The following is a 16,613-nucleotide window of genomic DNA, read 5'->3' on the forward strand; positions in this document are numbered from 1 at the left end:
TGACGCGGCGGCTCAGTCCCAGTCGGACTTGTCGCCGTGGAGCCAGACGTAGTCGTAGGGGTCCAGCAGGAACGTGACGCCGCCGTCCTCGACGTGGTAGCCGCCCGGGCCGAGTTCCGTCGTGGTGTCGGCGTCGGGGACCTCCCACTGAAGAACCGACTCACGGTAGTCGCCGGCGAAGTTGTGTGCGAAGATGTAGGCGTGGTCGTCGGTATCGATCCGGTGGACCATCACGTCCTTGTGGCCCGTCTCGGCGATGTGGAAGTCGCCGTCGGTGATCGCGGGGTGTTCCTGGCGCGTCTCGACGATTCGCTGGACCTGTGAGAGCAGCGAGTCGGGGTCGCCTTGTTGCTCGGCGACGTTGATCTGCTCGTAGCTGAACTCGTTGCCGACCATCGGCGGGTTGTAACAGTCCTCGCGGTCGGCCGTCGAGAAGCCGCCGTTCTCGCTGTCGTCCCACTGCATCGGCGTGCGGACCGACTCCCGCTCTTCGAGCCAGAGATCCGACCCCATCCCGATCTCGTCGCCAGAGAGGATCACCGGCGTGCCGGGGTACGAGAACAGGAGGCTGTGGGCCATCGCGATGCGGTCGTGGTCGCCGTCCAGGAGGTCCGCCAACCGAAGCCGGTGCCCACGGCCGAAGATCCAGGAAGAGCCGTCCTCGGGTCCGAAGTACTCCCGGGCGTGTTCGAGCGCCTCCTGTGGCAGTTTCAGGAGGTTCCACTCGTCGTGGTTACGGAGGAAGTTCGCCCACTGTCCCACGTGGGAGATGTCCGGGAGGATCTCGTCCGCCCGGTGGAGCGGCCAGGTGTCTCTGACCCCCAGTCCGTAGACCATGTGGGCGTTCAGGACGAAGTTGAACATCAGGTCGAAGGCGTTGCCGTCGGCGAAGTAGTAGTCCAGTTCGTCGGGCTGGTCGTCGGCCTCGGCCAGCAGGACGGCGTGGTCCTTCTCGGCCCGGACGACGTCTTTCATCTCCTCGAAGATCCAGACGCCTTCCGTCGTAGCGTTGTGGCCTTTCGCCTGGAGCATCGGGTGGGCAGCGTCGATCCGGAAGCCGTCTGCCCCCTGATCGAGCCAGAACCGCAGGACATCGTACATCTCGTCGCGGACCGCCGGGTTCGCGACGTTGAGGTCGGGCTGGTGGTGGTAGAACTGGTGAAAGTAGTGTTTGCCGGCGGTCTCGTCGTAGGTCCAGACGCCGTCCTCGTACTCGGGGAAGATGTTGACGGTGTCGTATGCGTCGTCGACGTGGCTGGTCCAGAGGTAGTAGTCGTGATACTTCGACTCGGGGTCCTCGCGGGCCTTCTGGAACCACTCGTGATCCGTGGAGGTGTGGTTGAAGACGAGGTCGGTCAGGACCTTGATGTCTCGCTCGTGGGCCTTCTCGGCGAACTCGCGGAAGTCCGCCAGTGACCCCAATCGGTCGTCGACGTCGCGGTACCCGGCCACGTCGTAGCCGTTGTCACGGAGCGGGCTGGGGTAGAACGGGCGCAGCCACAGACAATCGACGCCCAGTTCGTCGATATACTCCAGTTTCTCGATGAGCCCCTGAAAGTCACCCCAGCCGTCGCCGTCGCTGTCGTTGAACGTCTTCACGTCGAGCGTGTAGATCACGGCGTCTTCGTGCCAGCCTGGGTCGGTCATCTCTTGGCCTACACCACCGTTGCCCGGATAGTGAGCGTTTCGACTCGGTCGGTATGAGTGCTCCATCGGTTCGGGGCATCCAGCCGCCGAGTCCCCACAACCAATCACACGAGATCGAGCGAGCGGCCTGTTCGACGGTGACAGTCGAACCACGACCCCGTAAACCGAATCCGACAGGGAACGGCTTAAGTCGACGCCCACCCGAGAGGCGAACATGACTGTTTCGGCACGTGACTACTGGCCGGAGGGATCGCCGTGAGCCTCCAGGCACCGATCGCCTCGGACCACCAGCTCACCCGGCTCCTCCAGATCGGCGTGGTCCTCGAGGAAGTCGTCGAGGCACGCTCGCACAAGCACGCCCAGGCCAGCGACGAACCGCTCGATCCGGCGGTCGCCGAGTTGCTGGACCACGCCGTCGCCGAGTCGGCCGACCACCGCCAACGTCTCGAACGCCTCGTCGAGGAACTGAACGCCGACACTGTTCCGTTCGACGACATCGAGACGCTCGTCGAGGCCCAGTACGAGACCGACGAGGAGTTCGACGGCATCCTCTACGACCAGTTGTGCAACGAAGAGACCGCCTACAAGTTCTACGACGATCTGATCGAGGCGATCGAGACCTCCGAAGTGGAGTTTAGCATCGACCGAGAGCGGCTGTTGACAGTACTCAAAGAGATCCGCGAGGAAGAGGCCGAGGGCGTCGAAGACGTGACAGAGTTGATGGAGGACCACGGATGAACACCCAAGCTCAGTACCTGAAAGCGATCTACCTTGTCCAGGACCAGTCCGACGGTCCAGCATCGACCGGCGACGTCGCCGACCTACTCGACGTGAGTCCCGCCAGCGCAAACGAGATGATCGGGAAACTCGAAGACCGGGGCCTCCTGGAGCACGAGAAGTACAAGGGAGTCGACCTTACCGACAAAGGGATCAAACAGGCCAGGGACGCGCTCCAGAACTACTGTATCATCGAACGGTTCCTCGTCGAGGTGCTCGAAGTCGAGGAGTTCAGGACCGAGGCAAAGCAACTGGAGGGAGTCATCGACGAGACGGTCGCCGAACGCCTCGATACGATCATCGATCGGGAACCCCAGTGTCCCGACTGTTTCAGCGCGGAGGAGGACGTCTGTGGCCTGCTGGAGACGGAAGCCGAGGTCATCAGCGACTGACTCGAAGCGTTCAAGTGCGTTCCGGGGATTGTTTCTCCTGGCGAGCGGCGAAGTCCCGTGGTGTAGTGGCCAATCATAAGGGCCTTTGGAGACGGTCGGTCTCGACCGGGCGTCGAAGACAGCCCTTGACGGCGGTTCGAATCCGCCCGGGACTATTCTGTGGCGAACGGTCCAGGAAGCGAAAGCATCGTCCGCGGATGCGAACCTTCCGGGGGGTGATCAACGAGTCGTGTTCCGGTCCGATGCCCGTTGACTCACACCGGTGACCACGGAGCCACCACCCAGTCGATCCGGTCGCCGCTGTCGGCGTCTCGCGTCGTCGAATACGGTTTTCACCGTTTGGGAACGAAAGTCGGGTTTTTGTTCGGTCCGGATAGATGATCAACTATGCCACAGCTACAGACAGTAATCGACGGTGGGCTAGTGCCGGCACATCTCACGACCGGACTCCTCGCCGGGGACATCCTCATCGGTGTCGGTGTCGCGCTGGTGCTGTTTGGCCTGTATTACTGGTTAGTGCTCAAACCAGCACGCCGGGACAGTTCGGGACGGTCACCGGGGCTCAACGATACCAGCGACTAGAGGTACGCTGCGTCCCACCGAAGCGGTCGCCGGACGTTCCCACAGTTATCACATTCGATGCGTCCCATCGAGTCCATCGCGTTGGCAAGTGTCTTGCAGTTGCTACAGAAGTAGCCGTATTTGTCGTCGTCCTCCTCGTCGGTAAAGACGACGTGGAAAGGAGCGATCGAACCACGTTCGTGGGCGTCGTGGTCCACGTAGACAGTCCGGTTACTCTCGTCGTCGATCGGTTCACGGCCCTGCTGTTCGGCCTCGGAGTAGATGTTTTCGACGTACGTTCGGCCGTCGATCTCGACCTGCTCGGTGCCGACGTGTGCGAACCCACGCTCCGTGTAGAACGTATTGCCCTCGACGTTGTCCTCGAGGACACGGCCGCGGAGGTGGGCGGCGCCACGGTCTTCTAGGTGGGTCCGAGTGGCATCGAACAGCGTCGAAGCGAGTCCTTCGCCACGGTGTGCTGGGTCAACGTGAATCCACAGGAGCGTGCCGGTGTCCTCGGCCGAGAGGACACTCTCGGAGAAGCTCACGACCTGTTCGTCTCGTTCGACGACAAGCAGGAGACGGTCCTCGTCAGCCAACGTCTCGGCGAGCCGCTGTTCGTCATACCACTCCTCGATGGCGCTGTTGATCGCCTGTGGCCCTAGCGAATAGGACGCCTGGAGCGAGCGCCGTGCGACATCCCTGATTGCCGGCCCGTCCGCGGGTTCCGCTGGTCGGATATCCATATGTCAACCGTCGGCACGAATGGACATAAACGTACAGCCCACCAGCCGGGAATCTGTGACGAGTGCCCGTACACTAGTACGTCAACAAATTCATTATACAATCCAATTTACGTCCGGAAAAGTCTTATATATCTGCACAAAGATGGACTAATCAGCGATGGAGGTGAACAGATAGCGACACAGTTTCCGCCGACCCGTTACCGAGCCAGAGGTTGTTCTGTACCGCCTGTCCGTCCGACTTGTCGAGCTGGGTACCACTGCTCGCTCAACCATCGTGCGTTTCGGTACCCAGGCTGTTCTGTCCCGTTACCGCTGTATTGACCGGCAGCACTCTCTGTCGCCGGAAGCCAAGAGTCTGTCGTAACGCTAAAGAGTCGAACGTGCCTTTCTAGTTATAAGATGAATACGAGAATCTGTCGGCGGAGGTGGTTCTGTGGGCGTCGAAATTAGGGAGTCACCAGTCTCGGACGAGGAGTTCGAAGCGATGCGGGTTTTCGTCCACGACTACCTGGCTGCTAGTGTCGAGAACGAAGACGAGGGCGGCCGGATGCGATGGTACCCCTGGCACTCGGCGGAGTACCGGTTCAATCACATCCTCAACGTCGTCGACCTGTCGACGAAGATCGCCCGTAAAGAGGGTGCAAACGTCGACGTGACACGCGTCGCTGCCCTGTTTCACGACATCGCGAAACTGGAAGCAGACCAAGACGTTCACGCCGAAGCCGGGGCACGTATCGCTCGTGAGTACCTCCGTGCACACGGGGACTACCCCGAGTCCTTCGTCGAAGAGGTGTGTTCGGCCATCGCCGACCACTCGTACCAGGGTGATCTGGCCGATCTCCCGTTGGAGACCCAGTGTCTCATCGAGGCCGACGTCCTCGATAAGGTCGGTGCCAACGGAACGGCACTCATGCTGTTACGGATGGGCTACGAGTCCCGGACACACATGGACGCAGCCGAGATGGTCGACCGCGTGATCGAGCGAGGCTACGACGCACGCGAACGTGTCGAGAGTGATACCGCCGAATCGATCGCTCACAAGCGACTCAAACGGACCCGCTGGTTCCAGGAGTGGCTCGAAATGGAGGTCTCGGAGATGGCCGCCGACGACCCCATCGACGACGTGGCGACCGGAATGCGTGACTCATAGCGCTTCGAACAGGAACAGGACCCCGGACGACGCGAGCACGAGCGCACTGGCCCACGCGACGATCGGAGCGAGCCGTTCGACGCGTCGCCGAGCGGCGACGATCGCCGCCGGGAACCCCGTTATCCAGACTACGATCCCGCCGAAAAACCCCGCGAGCAACACCGGATGACCCGTCTGGACCACCAACAGTCCACCCAGGTCCGCTCCGACGAACGGGAGATACGAGAGGACGTCGACGCTCCCCGTCTCTAGCAATCCGATGCCGACGGTGAGCCAGAACGCGACCTGGTAGGGGTTTGTCAACGCCAGGACCAGCGCCTTCCGGAACCCCTGGCTCTCCTCGTCGACGTCGGCCTCGGCGGTCGAGAGTGCGTTGGCCTCCCCGACAGCACCGTAGGCGAACCAGAGCATCAGGAGCCCGCCGCCGGCGATCATCACACGACGGAGTCCCGGCGTGTTCGTCACGACGGTTGCAGCACCCAGCACGGCCAGGACGAAGAAACACGCGTCGGCCGTCATCGCACCGAGACCGGCGGTGAACCCGGCACGCCAGCCACGGACCGCGCTCTCCTCGGCGATCACGGCGTTCATCGGTCCGGGCGGGGCCGCCAACGCGAGACCGAAGAGTACACCGCCGATAGCTGTCGGAACGAGCGTGACGAGAGAGAGTACCGGGACGGTCCAGAGATGCATCTATAGTCCGGAAAATCGAGAGAGAATCAGTCGCAGATTACAGCTTGCCGGCCTTCTGCAGCTTCATCAGGTCCTCGGTGTCGAGGGTCTCGCCTTCCTTGAACTTCTGGTAGATCTCCTCGGCCTCCTCCTTGGCGGCCTCCTGCTTTTCTTCGCGGGCGGAGCGTTCCTGCTTTTCCTCTTTCTTGTCCAGTTCGCGCAGGCGCTTCTGGACGCGGACGAAGTCCTCGTGGTGTTGGTCGGCCGCTTCCTGGGCCTCGACGAACTCCTCGTGTTTCTCGTCGGCCTCGTCACGGATCTCGTCGGCCTCGCGGTAGGCCTCGATCATCTCGTTGTGGTGTTTCTGGGCCTCGTCGGCCAGTTCCGTGACCTTCTGGTGGTGCTTCGACGCCTCCGAGCGGACCTCTTCGGCCTCTTCCTTGAGCTCTTCGAGATCGTCGGTCTGATCGAGTTTCTCCGTCTTCTCCTGGAGCTTCTCGCGTTTCTCCTCGATCTTCTCGATCAGCTCTTTCTCGTCCTCGGAGGAGAGCACCTCGGTCTGTTGCTTGAATTCGAGATCTTCGATCTCGTCTTTGAGCTCGTCGACCGACTTGCCCTCGTCGAGTTCCAGATCGTTCTTGAGGCTGTCGACCTTGTCGAACAGCTCGTTGGCCTTCGCGTTGAGCTCGTTGCGCTTGTCCTTGTGCTCTTGGACCTGCTCGTTGAGCTCGTCGCGGTTCTCGCGGTGCTCCTGAGCCTCGTCGACCTTCTCGCGCGTCTTCGCGTTCAGGTCGTCGCGGCTGGAGGCCCGCTCGGAGGCCATCTGGTTCAGCTCGTTGCGTCGGTCGCGGAGCTGGCCGGCGAGTTTGATGAGCTCGCCTTTCGATTTGTTTTCGAGATCCTCTTCAGTTACTGTGACGTTTTTCGATTCGTCTATCGAGTCTGCCATTGTTGAAACCTCTATGCCATCACCGCTTCCGGATAGCCAGTCGATCCGCTAGTGAGGGGCTGACGCCAATAACAAGGGTTCCCTCTCATGTTGGGCGGAAAGCGATACTGCCTGAACGCGGAAGCGTTCTGGTAACTGAACATACCAGGGGGAGTTGTTTAAATATTCCGGTGGAACCGATACCGTGGTTTCGCCTCACACACCCGAGAACGGCCGAGTGAACGATTGACACAGGTACGGAACAATATATAAAGCTCAGTAGATCCACTTTCACTTTCACTCCGGGGATGGCTCGCATTAACATCGGTGGCCATCCTACTTCGGGATATGCTGGACGAACTCGACGACCTCCGAACGCCGACTTGTGAGGACGAGACGTGTAGCCGGCGGTTAGACGAACCGGCACTCGTCTTCGAGACCGAGCACGGCCGCCGGGCTGCCTACGAGTGCTCGTGTGGAGCGGTGACAGTGACCGTTCTCAGCTCCGAGTCCGCGCGCTGAAGTGCGTCGCCGCTCCAGCGAGCGTATGGAAGAAGTCGTCCACGCCCACGGGCACGACAACGTCAGCGGCGAGCACGCCAGTACCCTCGAAGTGACGAGCGACGACTTTCTCACACCCGCCGGGGACTGTATCCTGGGCGTCGAGGCCGACCGCGTCCCCGAGGCGTTCGACGACGAGTTCGTCGACGCCTGCCAGGACGGGGACGCGACGATCACCGCGACGATCGAGGTCGACGGCCACGAGACCACCATTACGGGCACGGGCCACCCCGATCTCACCTTCGAGAGCGACCGGAGCCACGTCCTCCGAACCAGCGACTACGTCGACGACCGGACCGTGATGGTCGGCGCGGACGCCGCGGCCGGCGACGTCGACCGGGACCTCGTGGACGCGCTCTCGGCCGGTGCCGACCTCACGCTGACGTTGCGTGTCGACTGAGCGGAACGGACGGTGCGGCGGGGATCGCCGAAGCCGGTGTTTTTGATCGTCGGGTCCAAGCGTCCGATATGGGAGATCCCGAACCGGAGCGCAACATCAGCGGCGGGGAAACGGGCGGCGGCGAGGAACACGCCTTCGACCCCGGCACCGCCGGTACCCGTGCCGAGGCGGTCGTCGACGCGCTCGGCGGGCTGTACTGGCAGAAGAGCTACGGCGGTCGGGACGGCTTCGAGTGTCTCGTCCGGACGATCCTCAGTCAGAACACCAGCGACAAGGCGAGCCAGCCGGCCCACGACGCGCTCGTCGACCGGTACGGCGGCGGCGACCTCGTGGCGGCGCTGGCCGAGGCCGACCAGCAGGAGCTGGCCGAGACGATCTCGGCGGCCGGGCTGTACAACCAGAAGTCGGAACGGATCATCGCCATCGCCGAAGGGGTTCGCGAGGAGTACGGCGGCGAGACGGGGTTCGACACGTTCGTGAAGGACGGCGAGCCAAGCGAGGTCAGGGATCGACTGCTCGCGTTCAACGGTGTCGGCCCGAAGACGGCCGACTGCGTGTTGCTGTTCGCCGGCGGCCGCGGCGGCGTCTTCCCCGTCGACACCCACGTCCACCGGATCGCCCGCCGGATGGGACTGGCACCGGCCGACGCCGACCACGAGGAAGTCCGCGAGCACCTCGAAGCGGCCGTTCCGGCCGAGAAATGTGGCTTCGGCCACACCGCGATGATCCAGTTCGGCAGAGAGTACTGCAGCGCACGGAAGCCCGCCTGTCTGGACGATCCGGACGCGTGTCCGCTGGCCGACCACTGCGATCAGATCGGCGTCTATCCGGCCAGCGGCGAGGTCGTCGACCCGGCCGAGGCGAGCGACTGAGCGGCGGTACAGCGCCGGTTACGACGTTCGGTGACCCCAGCGGCGACCGTCGCCGGCGTAGCGGGCCGAGACGATCCGGTTGAACTGGTCGTCCGAGAGCGAGACGTCGACCGCGCCGACGTTCTCGTCGAGTTGGTCGACCGTGCGCGCGCCGACGATGGGGACGCAGGTGAAATCGGGCTGTTCGATGAGCCACCGGAGTGCGACCTGTGCCGGCGTGGCGTCGAGTTCGTCCGCGACCGCGCGGAGTTCCTCCAGGACGTGCCAGCCACGCTCGGAGAGGTAGTAGTCCTCGAAGGAGTCGTAGATGTCACCGCGCGCACCTTCGGGTCCCTCGAACTTCGTCGGGTCGTCGGGGTCGGCGCGTTCGTACTTCCCGGTGAGGAAGCCACCAGCGAGCGGCGAGTACGGACAGACTGCGATCTCCTGGTCGGCACACACGTCGAGGTACTCTTTCACGTCGTCCCGGTAGCCGGCGTGGAACAGCGGCTGTGTGACCTCGAACCGTTCGAGGCCCTCGACCTCGGACTTCCAGAGGGCCTTCGTCAGTTGCCAGGCGGCCATCGTCGACGCACCCAGGTAGTTGACCGTCCCCTCGCGGACGAGGTCGTTGAGCGTCCGCAACGTCTCCTCGATGTCGCTGTTCTCGTCCCAGCGGTGGATGTAGTAGAGGTCCAGATAGTCAGTGCCGAGGCGGTCGAGGGTTCCTTCGACCTGTTCGCGGATGTGTTTCCGGCCCAGTCCGGAGTCGTTCGGTCCGGGCTCGCCCCAGCCGTCGAACGGGAAGTACACCTTCGAGGCGATGACGAAGTCCGACCGGTCGTACTCTTCGAGCCACTCCCCGATGTACTCCTCGCTACGGCCGTTGGGTGTGCCGTAGACGTTCGCCGTGTCGATGAAGTTGATCCCCCGCTCCCAGGCTGCGTCCAGCAGTTCGTGGGCCTGCTCGCGGTCCGTCTCGACGACACCGCCGGTCTCGCGTCCGAACCGCCAGGTACCGAAACAGAGTTCCGAGACTGTCGTTCCCGTCGAACCGAGTCGTGTGTACTCCATATTCGGGCCGACGCCCGGTCGACGCAAAACCGTTGTGCCCTCACCGGCGGGTCCGCCACGAGGCGACGGCGACGATCCCGGTCACCAACAGGAACGCCAGCAGCGAGAGGTTGGGGATCGTCAGTAGCCCGAACAGCCGATACTGGACGGTCGCACAGCTGACGACACCGACCGAACACGTCGTCTGTGTCACCTGGAGCCAGGAGTGATAGGCGGCCAGAGCCAGGCCGAACACCGACAGCGGGAGGACGGTCCGAGCGACACCGGATCGCTCCTCGATGGCTGCGACACCGACCACGACGACCAGCGGATACATGAGGATGCGCTGGTACCAGCAGAGCCGACAGGGTGTCAGTCCGAGTCCGAGCGAGAGAAAGAGGCTGCCGGCCGTGGCGACGGCGGCGACCACCGTCGCGGCACCCAACAGCGGCCGCGGGGAGCGGACGGATCTGGCGCGGGACATACCGGTGCTGTCGTCGGACGAGACAAAAGCGTTCCCGGTCCCGCGGCGCCACAGCGAAGGGACCTGACACCGATATCGGGGTATGCACATCACACAGGAAGTCGTCCAGGAGGAGTCCGAGTGGGTCCGCGAGCGCGCGCCGGTGGTAGTCCCGCTGGTCAACGAGACCCGCTCCCGGCTGGGCGATCAGTTCGAAGTCGACGTGTCACCGGTCTCGGTCGAGGCCTACGACGACTGTATCGGGGCGGTGTTTTCCGACGGCGACCGCGCGGTCAACGTCGCGACGCTGGTCCGACTGCTCCGGAGGCTCGACGTCGACGGCGACTATCCGGGGTTCGTGGTCGACGAACTGCTGGGCCGGGAACTGGCCGCGATGATCGCCGGCGGGCAACCGCTCAGACTGCTGGCCGAAGCGACGTTCCACGTCGCGGACGTCCACGTCCACGGGGACGAGACCGACGGGGCCGGCGTCGACGACCTCGATGCGGCCCTGGCGGCTGGCACACAGACCAGGCTCCCCGGGTGGCCCTGGCGCGAAGGGGCGAGCCCGTTCACCGTCGAGTGACCGTCCAACTTTTTTGTCGCCCCCCTTCGACCGCCCGATATGGATACGATCGGGTTCATCTGCGAGCGTACCCACCCGGTTTTCTGGCCGGTCGCAGAGCGCCTCGCAGCGCGGGGGTTCGACGTGGTGTTCTTCGATCCGGGGGAGCGGGTCACTCACGCCGAGATCGGCGATCTGGCTGCGCTGGTCAACGAGACGGTCAGACCCGAGTCGTTCGCCGCGCTCCACTACGCCGACCGGGTCGGGGTGCCGACGTGGAACGGCTTCGTCCCGACGACCGCACTCTCCTGTCGGCTCGTCGCGTTCAACGCCTTGGAGGCGGTTGGCTGTCGGATTCCCGCGATCACCTTCGAGAAGCCGGCTGGCGACTCCGTTGCGCGGGAACGATACAGCTGGACCGGGCAGCCGACACTCGGTGGTCCGGGGGACTTCTATCAGGAGCGTGTCCGGACGGACCCGATTGACTACAAGTACTACGCCGTCGACGACGGCCGCGAGACCCACGTCCGCGTGCTGACCACCCGGTCGAAGCTGACCGGACAGACGGACCTCGTCAGCGAGGGCGACGTCGACATCACGCTCGCGGCACAGGTCCGTGAACTGCTCGACCGGTTCGAGGCCCGTGCACTGGGCGTCGATTTCGTCCGCGGCGAGGACGGCTTCTACGCCGTCGACGTCGATCCCGCACCGAGCTTCACCGGGACCGGGATGGAACGTCGGATCGCGGACTCGGTCGCCTCGCTGACGACGATCGGGGCCTGAGTAGCCCGGCGGGTTCCCGACGGTCGTGGTTGTCACGGGCGCTTGCGAGCAGGGTCTTTCAGTGTGGCCGGCGGGAAGCGTAGTGGGTTTATCCCCCCCGTGTCAGAGTAGGAGTATGAGCGGCGAGCAGGAACTCGGGATCACCGAGTCCAAGGAGCACGCGACCGGCGAGTGGTACGCCGAAGTTGTACAGAAGGCCGGCCTGGCGGACTACGCACCGATGGGCGGGTTCATCGTCACACGGCCCCGCGGGTACGCGATCTGGGAGCACATCCAGGACCACCTCGACGGCTGGTTCAAGGACACCGGCGTCGACAACGCCTACTTCCCGCTTTTCATCCCCGAGAGCTACCTAGAGAAGGAGAAAGACGTCGTCGAGGGGTTCGACCCCGAAGTGGCCTGGGTGACCCACGGCGGCCACGACGAACTCGAAGAGCGACTGGCCGTGCGCCCGACCAGCGAGTCCATCATCGCGCCCTTCATGGCTCAGTGGACCCGCTCGCACCGAGACCTCCCGATGCGACTCAACCAGTGGTGTTCGGTCGTCCGGTGGGAGGCCACCGAGACGAAACCGTTCTTCCGCACGAAGGAGTTCCTCTGGCAGGAGGGCCACACCGCCCACGCCGAGGCGGACGGCGCGTGGGATGAGACGATGACCCGACTGGACCAGTACGCGCGCCTCTACGAGGATGTGATGGCGATGCCGCCGCTGAAAGGTCGCAAGCCCGAACACGACAAGTTCCCCGGTGCCCACACGACCACGACCATCGAGACGCTGATGCCCGACGGCAAGTCGGTCCAGGCCGCGACCTCACACTACCTGGGGACCTCCTTCGCGGAGGCGTTCGACATCACCTACGCCGACGAGGACGAGGAGGACAACGTCGCACACACGACCTCGTGGGGCATCTCCTGGCGCGCGATGGGCGCGCTCATCATGACTCACTCCGACGACCAGGGGCTCGTGCTCCCGCCCGCCGTCGCCCCCACGCAGGTCGTCGTCGTCCCCATCTGGCAGGAGGACACCAAAGACGACGTGATCGAGTACGCCGCCGACCTGGCCGCCGAACTGGAGGCGGGCGGCGTCCGCGTCGACCTCGACGACCGCGAACACCGCAATCCCGGCTTCAAGTACAACGAACACGAACTCAACGGCGTCCCCCTCCGGATCGAGGTCGGCCCCCACGAGGTCGACGACGAGGAGGCGACGCTGGTCCACCGCCCCGACGGCGACCAGGAGACCGTCGACCGCGAGGGGATCGCCGAGACCACCCAGGACCATCTGGATACGGTCCACGCGAAACTGTACGCGAGCGCCGAGGAGACGCTCGACGGCGAGATCCGCGAGGCCGAATCCCGCGAGGAGATCCTCGGGACCATCGGCCAGCACGGCGGCTACGTCAAGGCCGGCTGGTGTGGTGACGAGGCCTGTGAGGAGCCGATCAAGGACGCCATCGCCGCCGAGATCGTGATGGTCCCCCTCGACCGGGACGAGGAACCGATCCACGACGAGTGTGCGATCTGTGGTGAACCGAGCGAAGAGACGGCGTACTTCGCGAAGTCTTACTGACCTCACTGCTTCGAGACAGAGGGTCCCGATCGCTTCCCTCGCTCCCGCGGAAACGCGGGGAGACACGGCCGGAACCGTGCGAGAACTGAGAGAGTCGGTCCGCGAGAGACAGCGGGTGTCGTAACAGAGCGGCGCTCGTCATCTACCGCCAGCTTCCCGGCCTATTCCATATCGAATCCCTCGTACGAAAGCTCGGCAACGTAGACCTCACCGTCGTAGCGAACCAACCATACTCCCCGGTACTCGTTTTGCGTAATCGCGTCTCGTTGTCGGAACCGCTCCAACACCGCTGTAAACGCCTCGTCCCGATCGGTGTTCGCGTAGTAGGTGTCGTTGATAGCTTCCGTGACGACCGAGCGCTCGGCGTCTGAGAGCCCTGAGAGCGTGAAGACGTATTCGGACCGGAGCTGCTGGGCGTACGCCCCGGTGGTATTGGCGACGACAGTTGCAGTGTACTCACGGGTCGGGAGGGTGACCGAATCAGTCTCCGTGACGACGATGGGATACGTTTCACCCTCATACCGAACCGCCTCGGTATCGGCAGCCAGCAGGGTGGATTGATTACGTTCGGTCGCAGTGTACGTTCCATCGAAATAGTAGTCGGGACCCGGCTTTTTCGCGACGGTCACCGGAGGCAACACCTGGCTGAGTACCGTTCGGTCGCGGGCCGAGAGATTCTCGTAACCGACAGTCGCGCTGTCCTGGGCAGTCCCGTTGTAGTCGATGCCGAGTCTGTGGAACGTCCCCGGCTGTCGGTCGACAACTGACGACGAGACGTTGTAGTATCGCCCCTCGCTCCTGAATGGTAACCCCGGGGCAACCAGCGGCTCCCGGCTCCGGGCTGTCGCTGAGCCGTTTTCGATCGCAGCTCGAACCACCGCACCGTGTTCCACTGGTTCGTCAGCCGTCTCGGGCACTGTGCGACTCGCTTCCTGGGCGATCCCGCCGTCGGTCGCCGCTTCCATATCGAATGAGCCTGCGGCCGAACACCCCGCTAACAAGAGGAGGACTACCAAACCGCCAACCGCGAGGACGTTCCGTCGAACCATATCGGGCGGTGTGCGGGGACGAAAGAGAGTCTTTGGGCAGACTCAAACAGCCCTTTGGGTGTCTCGAACGAGGGACAGTCACGAATTGAGCGGCCGTCTACCGGCCTGGAGCCGCCCGCAACGGTCGAATGCTGAGATCAATCGCTGATTCTTTCCCAGTGTTCAGTGCCGATCTCGTCGGAATACGGCGGGAAAAGCGAGCCGATTGACGGAACTCACGACGGATGCCGCCACGGTCCTGACAGCGCCACAGCACGTCGCGAGGACACCTGACGATGAAAAAGGTGGTATGGAGTGAACACTCACCTAGTCGTATGACCGACTCAGTACCGGCCGATGCCGAGGCCGAAATCGCGCAGGCGGTACGGGCCGCGCTCGCCGAACACGGCTATGCACGACTGACGACCGCGAAGATCGCCGCGGAGTATCCAAAGAGCGAGGCCGGACTGTACTATCACTTCGACTCGAAAGACGGGATGATCGCGGCGTTTCTGGAGTTCGCCGCGGGCCAGTTGGGCGAGGAACTGGCCGACATCGACACCGACGACCCGGAGACCCGACTTCGAGCGGCCTGTGAGTCCCTCTTTCGCTTACCGGGCGAGGAAGGCGCAGGCGTCCACGTCGCGGTGATGGAACTGCTCTCGCACGCGCCCCACAACGAGACGCTACGGGGGCCACTGCAGACACTGGAGTCGGCGACGCTGGAGACGCTGACGGAGATCGTCGCCGACGGTATCGAACAGGGAACGTTCCGGCCGGTCGACCCCGAAGCGACCGCGGCGTTCCTCCTGGCCGCGGCCGACGGATCGACGGGGTTCCACGTCGCACTGGGGATGGACGTCGGCGCGGACCTCCGGGCGGGATGGGAAGCCTACGTCGACGGTCTCGTGGCGGACACGTGAGCCGAGACGGCGGAGAGCAGGACAACTCCGTGATTCGGGAGACGAGTGAGTGTTCGCTCAACAGAGTTATTACCCTGCTCACACAACCGGCGAACCGATGCTCGGAACGACTATCCAATGACACTGGTAGAAGCCCTGACGCTCGGTACCCACGTCGTCGCCGGGTTCGTCGCGCTGGGCGGCGGGCTCGGCGCGTTCGTCACTGCCAAGGGTGGCCGTCGGCACCGGCAGTCCGGGATGGCCTACGTCTACGCCATGGCAGTCGTCTCCGGAACGTCGCTGGCGCTGTACGCCCTCGACCCGACGTCGTTCCGACTGTTCCTCTCGTTGGTCGCGGTTTTCAGCTTCTACTTCGCGTTCTCGGGCTATCGGGTCCTCTCGCGCAAGCGGCCGACGGACGCGCCCGAGCGGACGGACTGGGTCGCACTGGGGCTGTTCGGTGCCGCGAGCGTCGGGCTCCTGATCGTCGGGACCCTGTGGTATCTCGACGGAAACGGGTTCGCGACCGTGATTCTGGTCTTCGGTGGACTGGGAGCGACCTTTGCCGTCGGTGACGTGCGGTCGTTCAGAACGTCCCCCGAACCCGGCGAGTGGGTCGGCCAAAACGTCATCCGGATGGGTGCCGGCTACATCGCCGCTGTCTCCGCGTTCTCGGCCGTGAACGTCCTCGTTCTCCCGGCCGTCGTCCGCTGGCTCTGGCCGACCGTCCTCGGGACGCCACTACTGGTATATCTGGGCCGGAGGTACAGACGACGGTTCGGGCCAGCAGCGTCCCAGTAGCCCGGAAGAATGTGGGGTAGGGAGCGTGTGACCTTCTCCATGCCCCCAGGGAGTAATCCCCGCTGGTACCACATAAAGTGCCGTCAGACCAGGGTCATACAAACGGAAGACGGCGGACAGATTTCCGCGAAGAAATCAATATATCAACATTTGACAGGGCCGGTCGAGCAACGCCACCCTCACCGAACGACGTCTCGGAACTGTAATGGACGACAATTTTAAACCCGGCCCCATGGTATCGCCAGGCATGGACGATATCTTTGTCGGCCGACTGATGTCCTCACCTGTAACGACCGTCGCTGCCGATGCGTCCGCGGAATCGGTTGCCGAACAGTTGTTAGACGAAGGGATCAGTTCCGTCGTCGTCGTCGACGACGAGAACCGGATCGAAGGGATCCTCACCTCGACGGACTTCGTCCGCATCGCTGCGCAAGGCGGGCGGCCCAGTGCGGTCACGGTCGCCGACCACATGACGACCGATGTCGTCACGACGTCGGTAAACGAATCCATCGAACGGGTCGCCGACCTGATGATCGAGGAGGGGATCCACCACGTTCCGGTCGTCGACGACACCGAGGGCGTCGTCGGAATCATCACAACGACCGATCTCACTGCCTACCTCTCCGGCATCGAAGAGCCCTCCCCCGCCCGTGTCGCGAACTGAGACGAACTCGGTCCGCTGTCCCGGTCCACGCGCCGATCGGTCGTGACGGAGTGACCATCCTTATTTTTCGTGTATAATATAAATGTCCTAATGTGGGAT

At 63.6% G+C, this 16,613-nt stretch carries 20 protein-coding genes and 1 tRNA gene; 14 read left to right on the forward strand and 7 right to left on the reverse strand.

Translation table 11 applies throughout. The features are described 5' to 3' along the window. Positions 1-12: 12 nt before the first annotated feature. Complete coding sequence (locus P0204_RS06635) at positions 13-1,647, reverse strand: alpha-amylase family protein (protein ID WP_276222750.1); 1,635 nt, start codon at positions 1,645-1,647, stop codon at positions 13-15. A 255-nt stretch (positions 1,648-1,902) separates the two neighbouring features. Here P0204_RS06635 and P0204_RS06640 point away from each other — a divergent pair, with 255 nt between their 5' ends. The 4 genes from P0204_RS06640 to P0204_RS06655 all read left to right on the forward strand — a co-directional run bounded on the left by P0204_RS06640 (position 1,903) and on the right by P0204_RS06655 (position 3,398). Next, on the forward strand, positions 1,903-2,385 hold the full coding sequence (locus tag P0204_RS06640; protein ID WP_276222751.1) for a ferritin family protein: 483 nt from the start codon (positions 1,903-1,905) through the stop codon (positions 2,383-2,385). Then, entirely contained in the window at positions 2,382-2,816 is a 435-nt protein-coding gene (locus P0204_RS06645; protein WP_276222752.1) for a metal-dependent transcriptional regulator, read from the forward strand. The genes P0204_RS06640 and P0204_RS06645 overlap by 4 nt, the downstream gene beginning before the upstream one ends. Before the next feature lie 51 nt (positions 2,817-2,867). After that, a tRNA-Gln gene (locus P0204_RS06650) sits at positions 2,868-2,971 on the forward strand. 232 nt (positions 2,972-3,203) lie between these two features. After that, positions 3,204-3,398 (forward strand): hypothetical protein, encoded by a 195-nt coding sequence (locus tag P0204_RS06655; protein WP_276222753.1) that lies wholly within the window; start codon positions 3,204-3,206, stop codon positions 3,396-3,398. On the opposite strand, the gene P0204_RS06660 is transcribed toward P0204_RS06655, so the two are convergent. After that, positions 3,395-4,123 carry a GNAT family N-acetyltransferase gene (locus P0204_RS06660; protein ID WP_276222754.1) on the reverse strand — a complete coding sequence of 243 codons (729 nt, stop codon included), beginning with the start codon at positions 4,121-4,123 and terminating at the stop codon, positions 3,395-3,397. The two genes, P0204_RS06655 and P0204_RS06660, sit on opposite strands and share 4 nt — an antisense overlap. A gap of 433 nt (positions 4,124-4,556) precedes the next feature. Here P0204_RS06660 and P0204_RS06665 point away from each other — a divergent pair, with 433 nt between their 5' ends. Beyond that, complete coding sequence (locus P0204_RS06665) at positions 4,557-5,273, forward strand: HD domain-containing protein (protein WP_276222755.1); 717 nt, start codon at positions 4,557-4,559, stop codon at positions 5,271-5,273. On the opposite strand, the gene P0204_RS06670 is transcribed toward P0204_RS06665, so the two are convergent. Both P0204_RS06670 and P0204_RS06675 read right to left on the reverse strand, forming a co-directional pair. Then, positions 5,268-5,966, reverse strand: coding sequence for a LysE family translocator (locus tag P0204_RS06670; protein ID WP_276222756.1), 699 nt, complete (start codon positions 5,964-5,966; stop codon positions 5,268-5,270). The genes P0204_RS06665 and P0204_RS06670 overlap by 6 nt on opposite strands. A gap of 37 nt (positions 5,967-6,003) precedes the next feature. Continuing rightward, entirely contained in the window at positions 6,004-6,894 is an 891-nt protein-coding gene (locus P0204_RS06675; protein ID WP_276222757.1) for a coiled-coil protein, read from the reverse strand. A 327-nt stretch (positions 6,895-7,221) separates the two neighbouring features. Between P0204_RS06675 and P0204_RS06680 the strand changes: the two genes are divergently transcribed. The 3 genes from P0204_RS06680 (at position 7,222) to P0204_RS06690 (ending at position 8,706) form a co-directional block, all read left to right on the forward strand. After that, positions 7,222-7,395, forward strand: a complete 174-nt coding sequence (locus P0204_RS06680; protein WP_276222758.1) for a hypothetical protein — start codon at positions 7,222-7,224, stop codon at positions 7,393-7,395. 25 nt (positions 7,396-7,420) lie between these two features. Beyond that, a complete protein-coding gene (locus P0204_RS06685; protein ID WP_276222759.1) occupies positions 7,421-7,834 on the forward strand; it encodes a DUF371 domain-containing protein in 414 nt (137 codons plus the stop codon). Between the two features lie 68 nt (positions 7,835-7,902). Continuing rightward, positions 7,903-8,706, forward strand: coding sequence for an endonuclease III domain-containing protein (locus tag P0204_RS06690; RefSeq protein ID WP_276222760.1), 804 nt, complete (start codon positions 7,903-7,905; stop codon positions 8,704-8,706). Positions 8,707-8,724: 18 nt separating this feature from the next. Here P0204_RS06690 and P0204_RS06695 read toward each other — a convergent pair whose 3' ends face one another. Both P0204_RS06695 and P0204_RS06700 read right to left on the reverse strand, forming a co-directional pair. Further along, positions 8,725-9,759, reverse strand: coding sequence for an aldo/keto reductase (locus P0204_RS06695; protein ID WP_276222761.1), 1,035 nt, complete (start codon positions 9,757-9,759; stop codon positions 8,725-8,727). A gap of 40 nt (positions 9,760-9,799) precedes the next feature. Next, entirely contained in the window at positions 9,800-10,222 is a 423-nt protein-coding gene (locus P0204_RS06700) for a disulfide bond formation protein B (RefSeq protein ID WP_276222763.1), read from the reverse strand. Positions 10,223-10,304: 82 nt separating this feature from the next. On the opposite strand from P0204_RS06700, the gene P0204_RS06705 reads away from it, so the two are divergent. The 3 genes from P0204_RS06705 (at position 10,305) to proS (ending at position 13,119) form a co-directional block, all read left to right on the forward strand. After that, positions 10,305-10,787 carry a DUF7984 family protein gene (locus tag P0204_RS06705; protein WP_276222764.1) on the forward strand — a complete coding sequence of 161 codons (483 nt, stop codon included), beginning with the start codon at positions 10,305-10,307 and terminating at the stop codon, positions 10,785-10,787. 39 nt (positions 10,788-10,826) lie between these two features. Next, positions 10,827-11,549, forward strand: coding sequence for an ATP-grasp domain-containing protein (locus P0204_RS06710; RefSeq protein WP_276222765.1), 723 nt, complete (start codon positions 10,827-10,829; stop codon positions 11,547-11,549). Between the two features lie 115 nt (positions 11,550-11,664). After that, positions 11,665-13,119: a proline--tRNA ligase gene (gene proS, locus P0204_RS06715; protein ID WP_276222766.1), complete on the forward strand. Its 1,455-nt coding sequence runs from the start codon at positions 11,665-11,667 to the stop codon at positions 13,117-13,119. Between the two features lie 161 nt (positions 13,120-13,280). Here proS and P0204_RS06720 read toward each other — a convergent pair whose 3' ends face one another. Beyond that, positions 13,281-14,084: a hypothetical protein gene (locus tag P0204_RS06720; protein ID WP_276222767.1), complete on the reverse strand. Its 804-nt coding sequence runs from the start codon at positions 14,082-14,084 to the stop codon at positions 13,281-13,283. A gap of 398 nt (positions 14,085-14,482) precedes the next feature. On the opposite strand from P0204_RS06720, the gene P0204_RS06725 reads away from it, so the two are divergent. The 3 genes from P0204_RS06725 (at position 14,483) to P0204_RS06735 (ending at position 16,514) form a co-directional block, all read left to right on the forward strand. Beyond that, positions 14,483-15,070, forward strand: a complete 588-nt coding sequence (locus tag P0204_RS06725; protein WP_276222768.1) for a TetR/AcrR family transcriptional regulator — start codon at positions 14,483-14,485, stop codon at positions 15,068-15,070. A gap of 117 nt (positions 15,071-15,187) precedes the next feature. Further along, the gene (locus P0204_RS06730; protein WP_276222769.1) at positions 15,188-15,850 is read left to right on the forward strand and encodes a DUF2306 domain-containing protein; all 663 of its coding nucleotides are present in this window, start codon (positions 15,188-15,190) and stop codon (positions 15,848-15,850) included. Between the two features lie 247 nt (positions 15,851-16,097). After that, positions 16,098-16,514 carry a CBS domain-containing protein gene (locus tag P0204_RS06735; RefSeq protein ID WP_276222771.1) on the forward strand — a complete coding sequence of 139 codons (417 nt, stop codon included), beginning with the start codon at positions 16,098-16,100 and terminating at the stop codon, positions 16,512-16,514. Positions 16,515-16,613 lie beyond the last annotated feature (99 nt).

It is taken from the genome of Haloarcula halophila (assembly GCF_029278565.1).
In the GTDB taxonomy this organism is placed as follows: domain Archaea; phylum Halobacteriota; class Halobacteria; order Halobacteriales; family Haloarculaceae; genus Haloarcula; species Haloarcula halophila.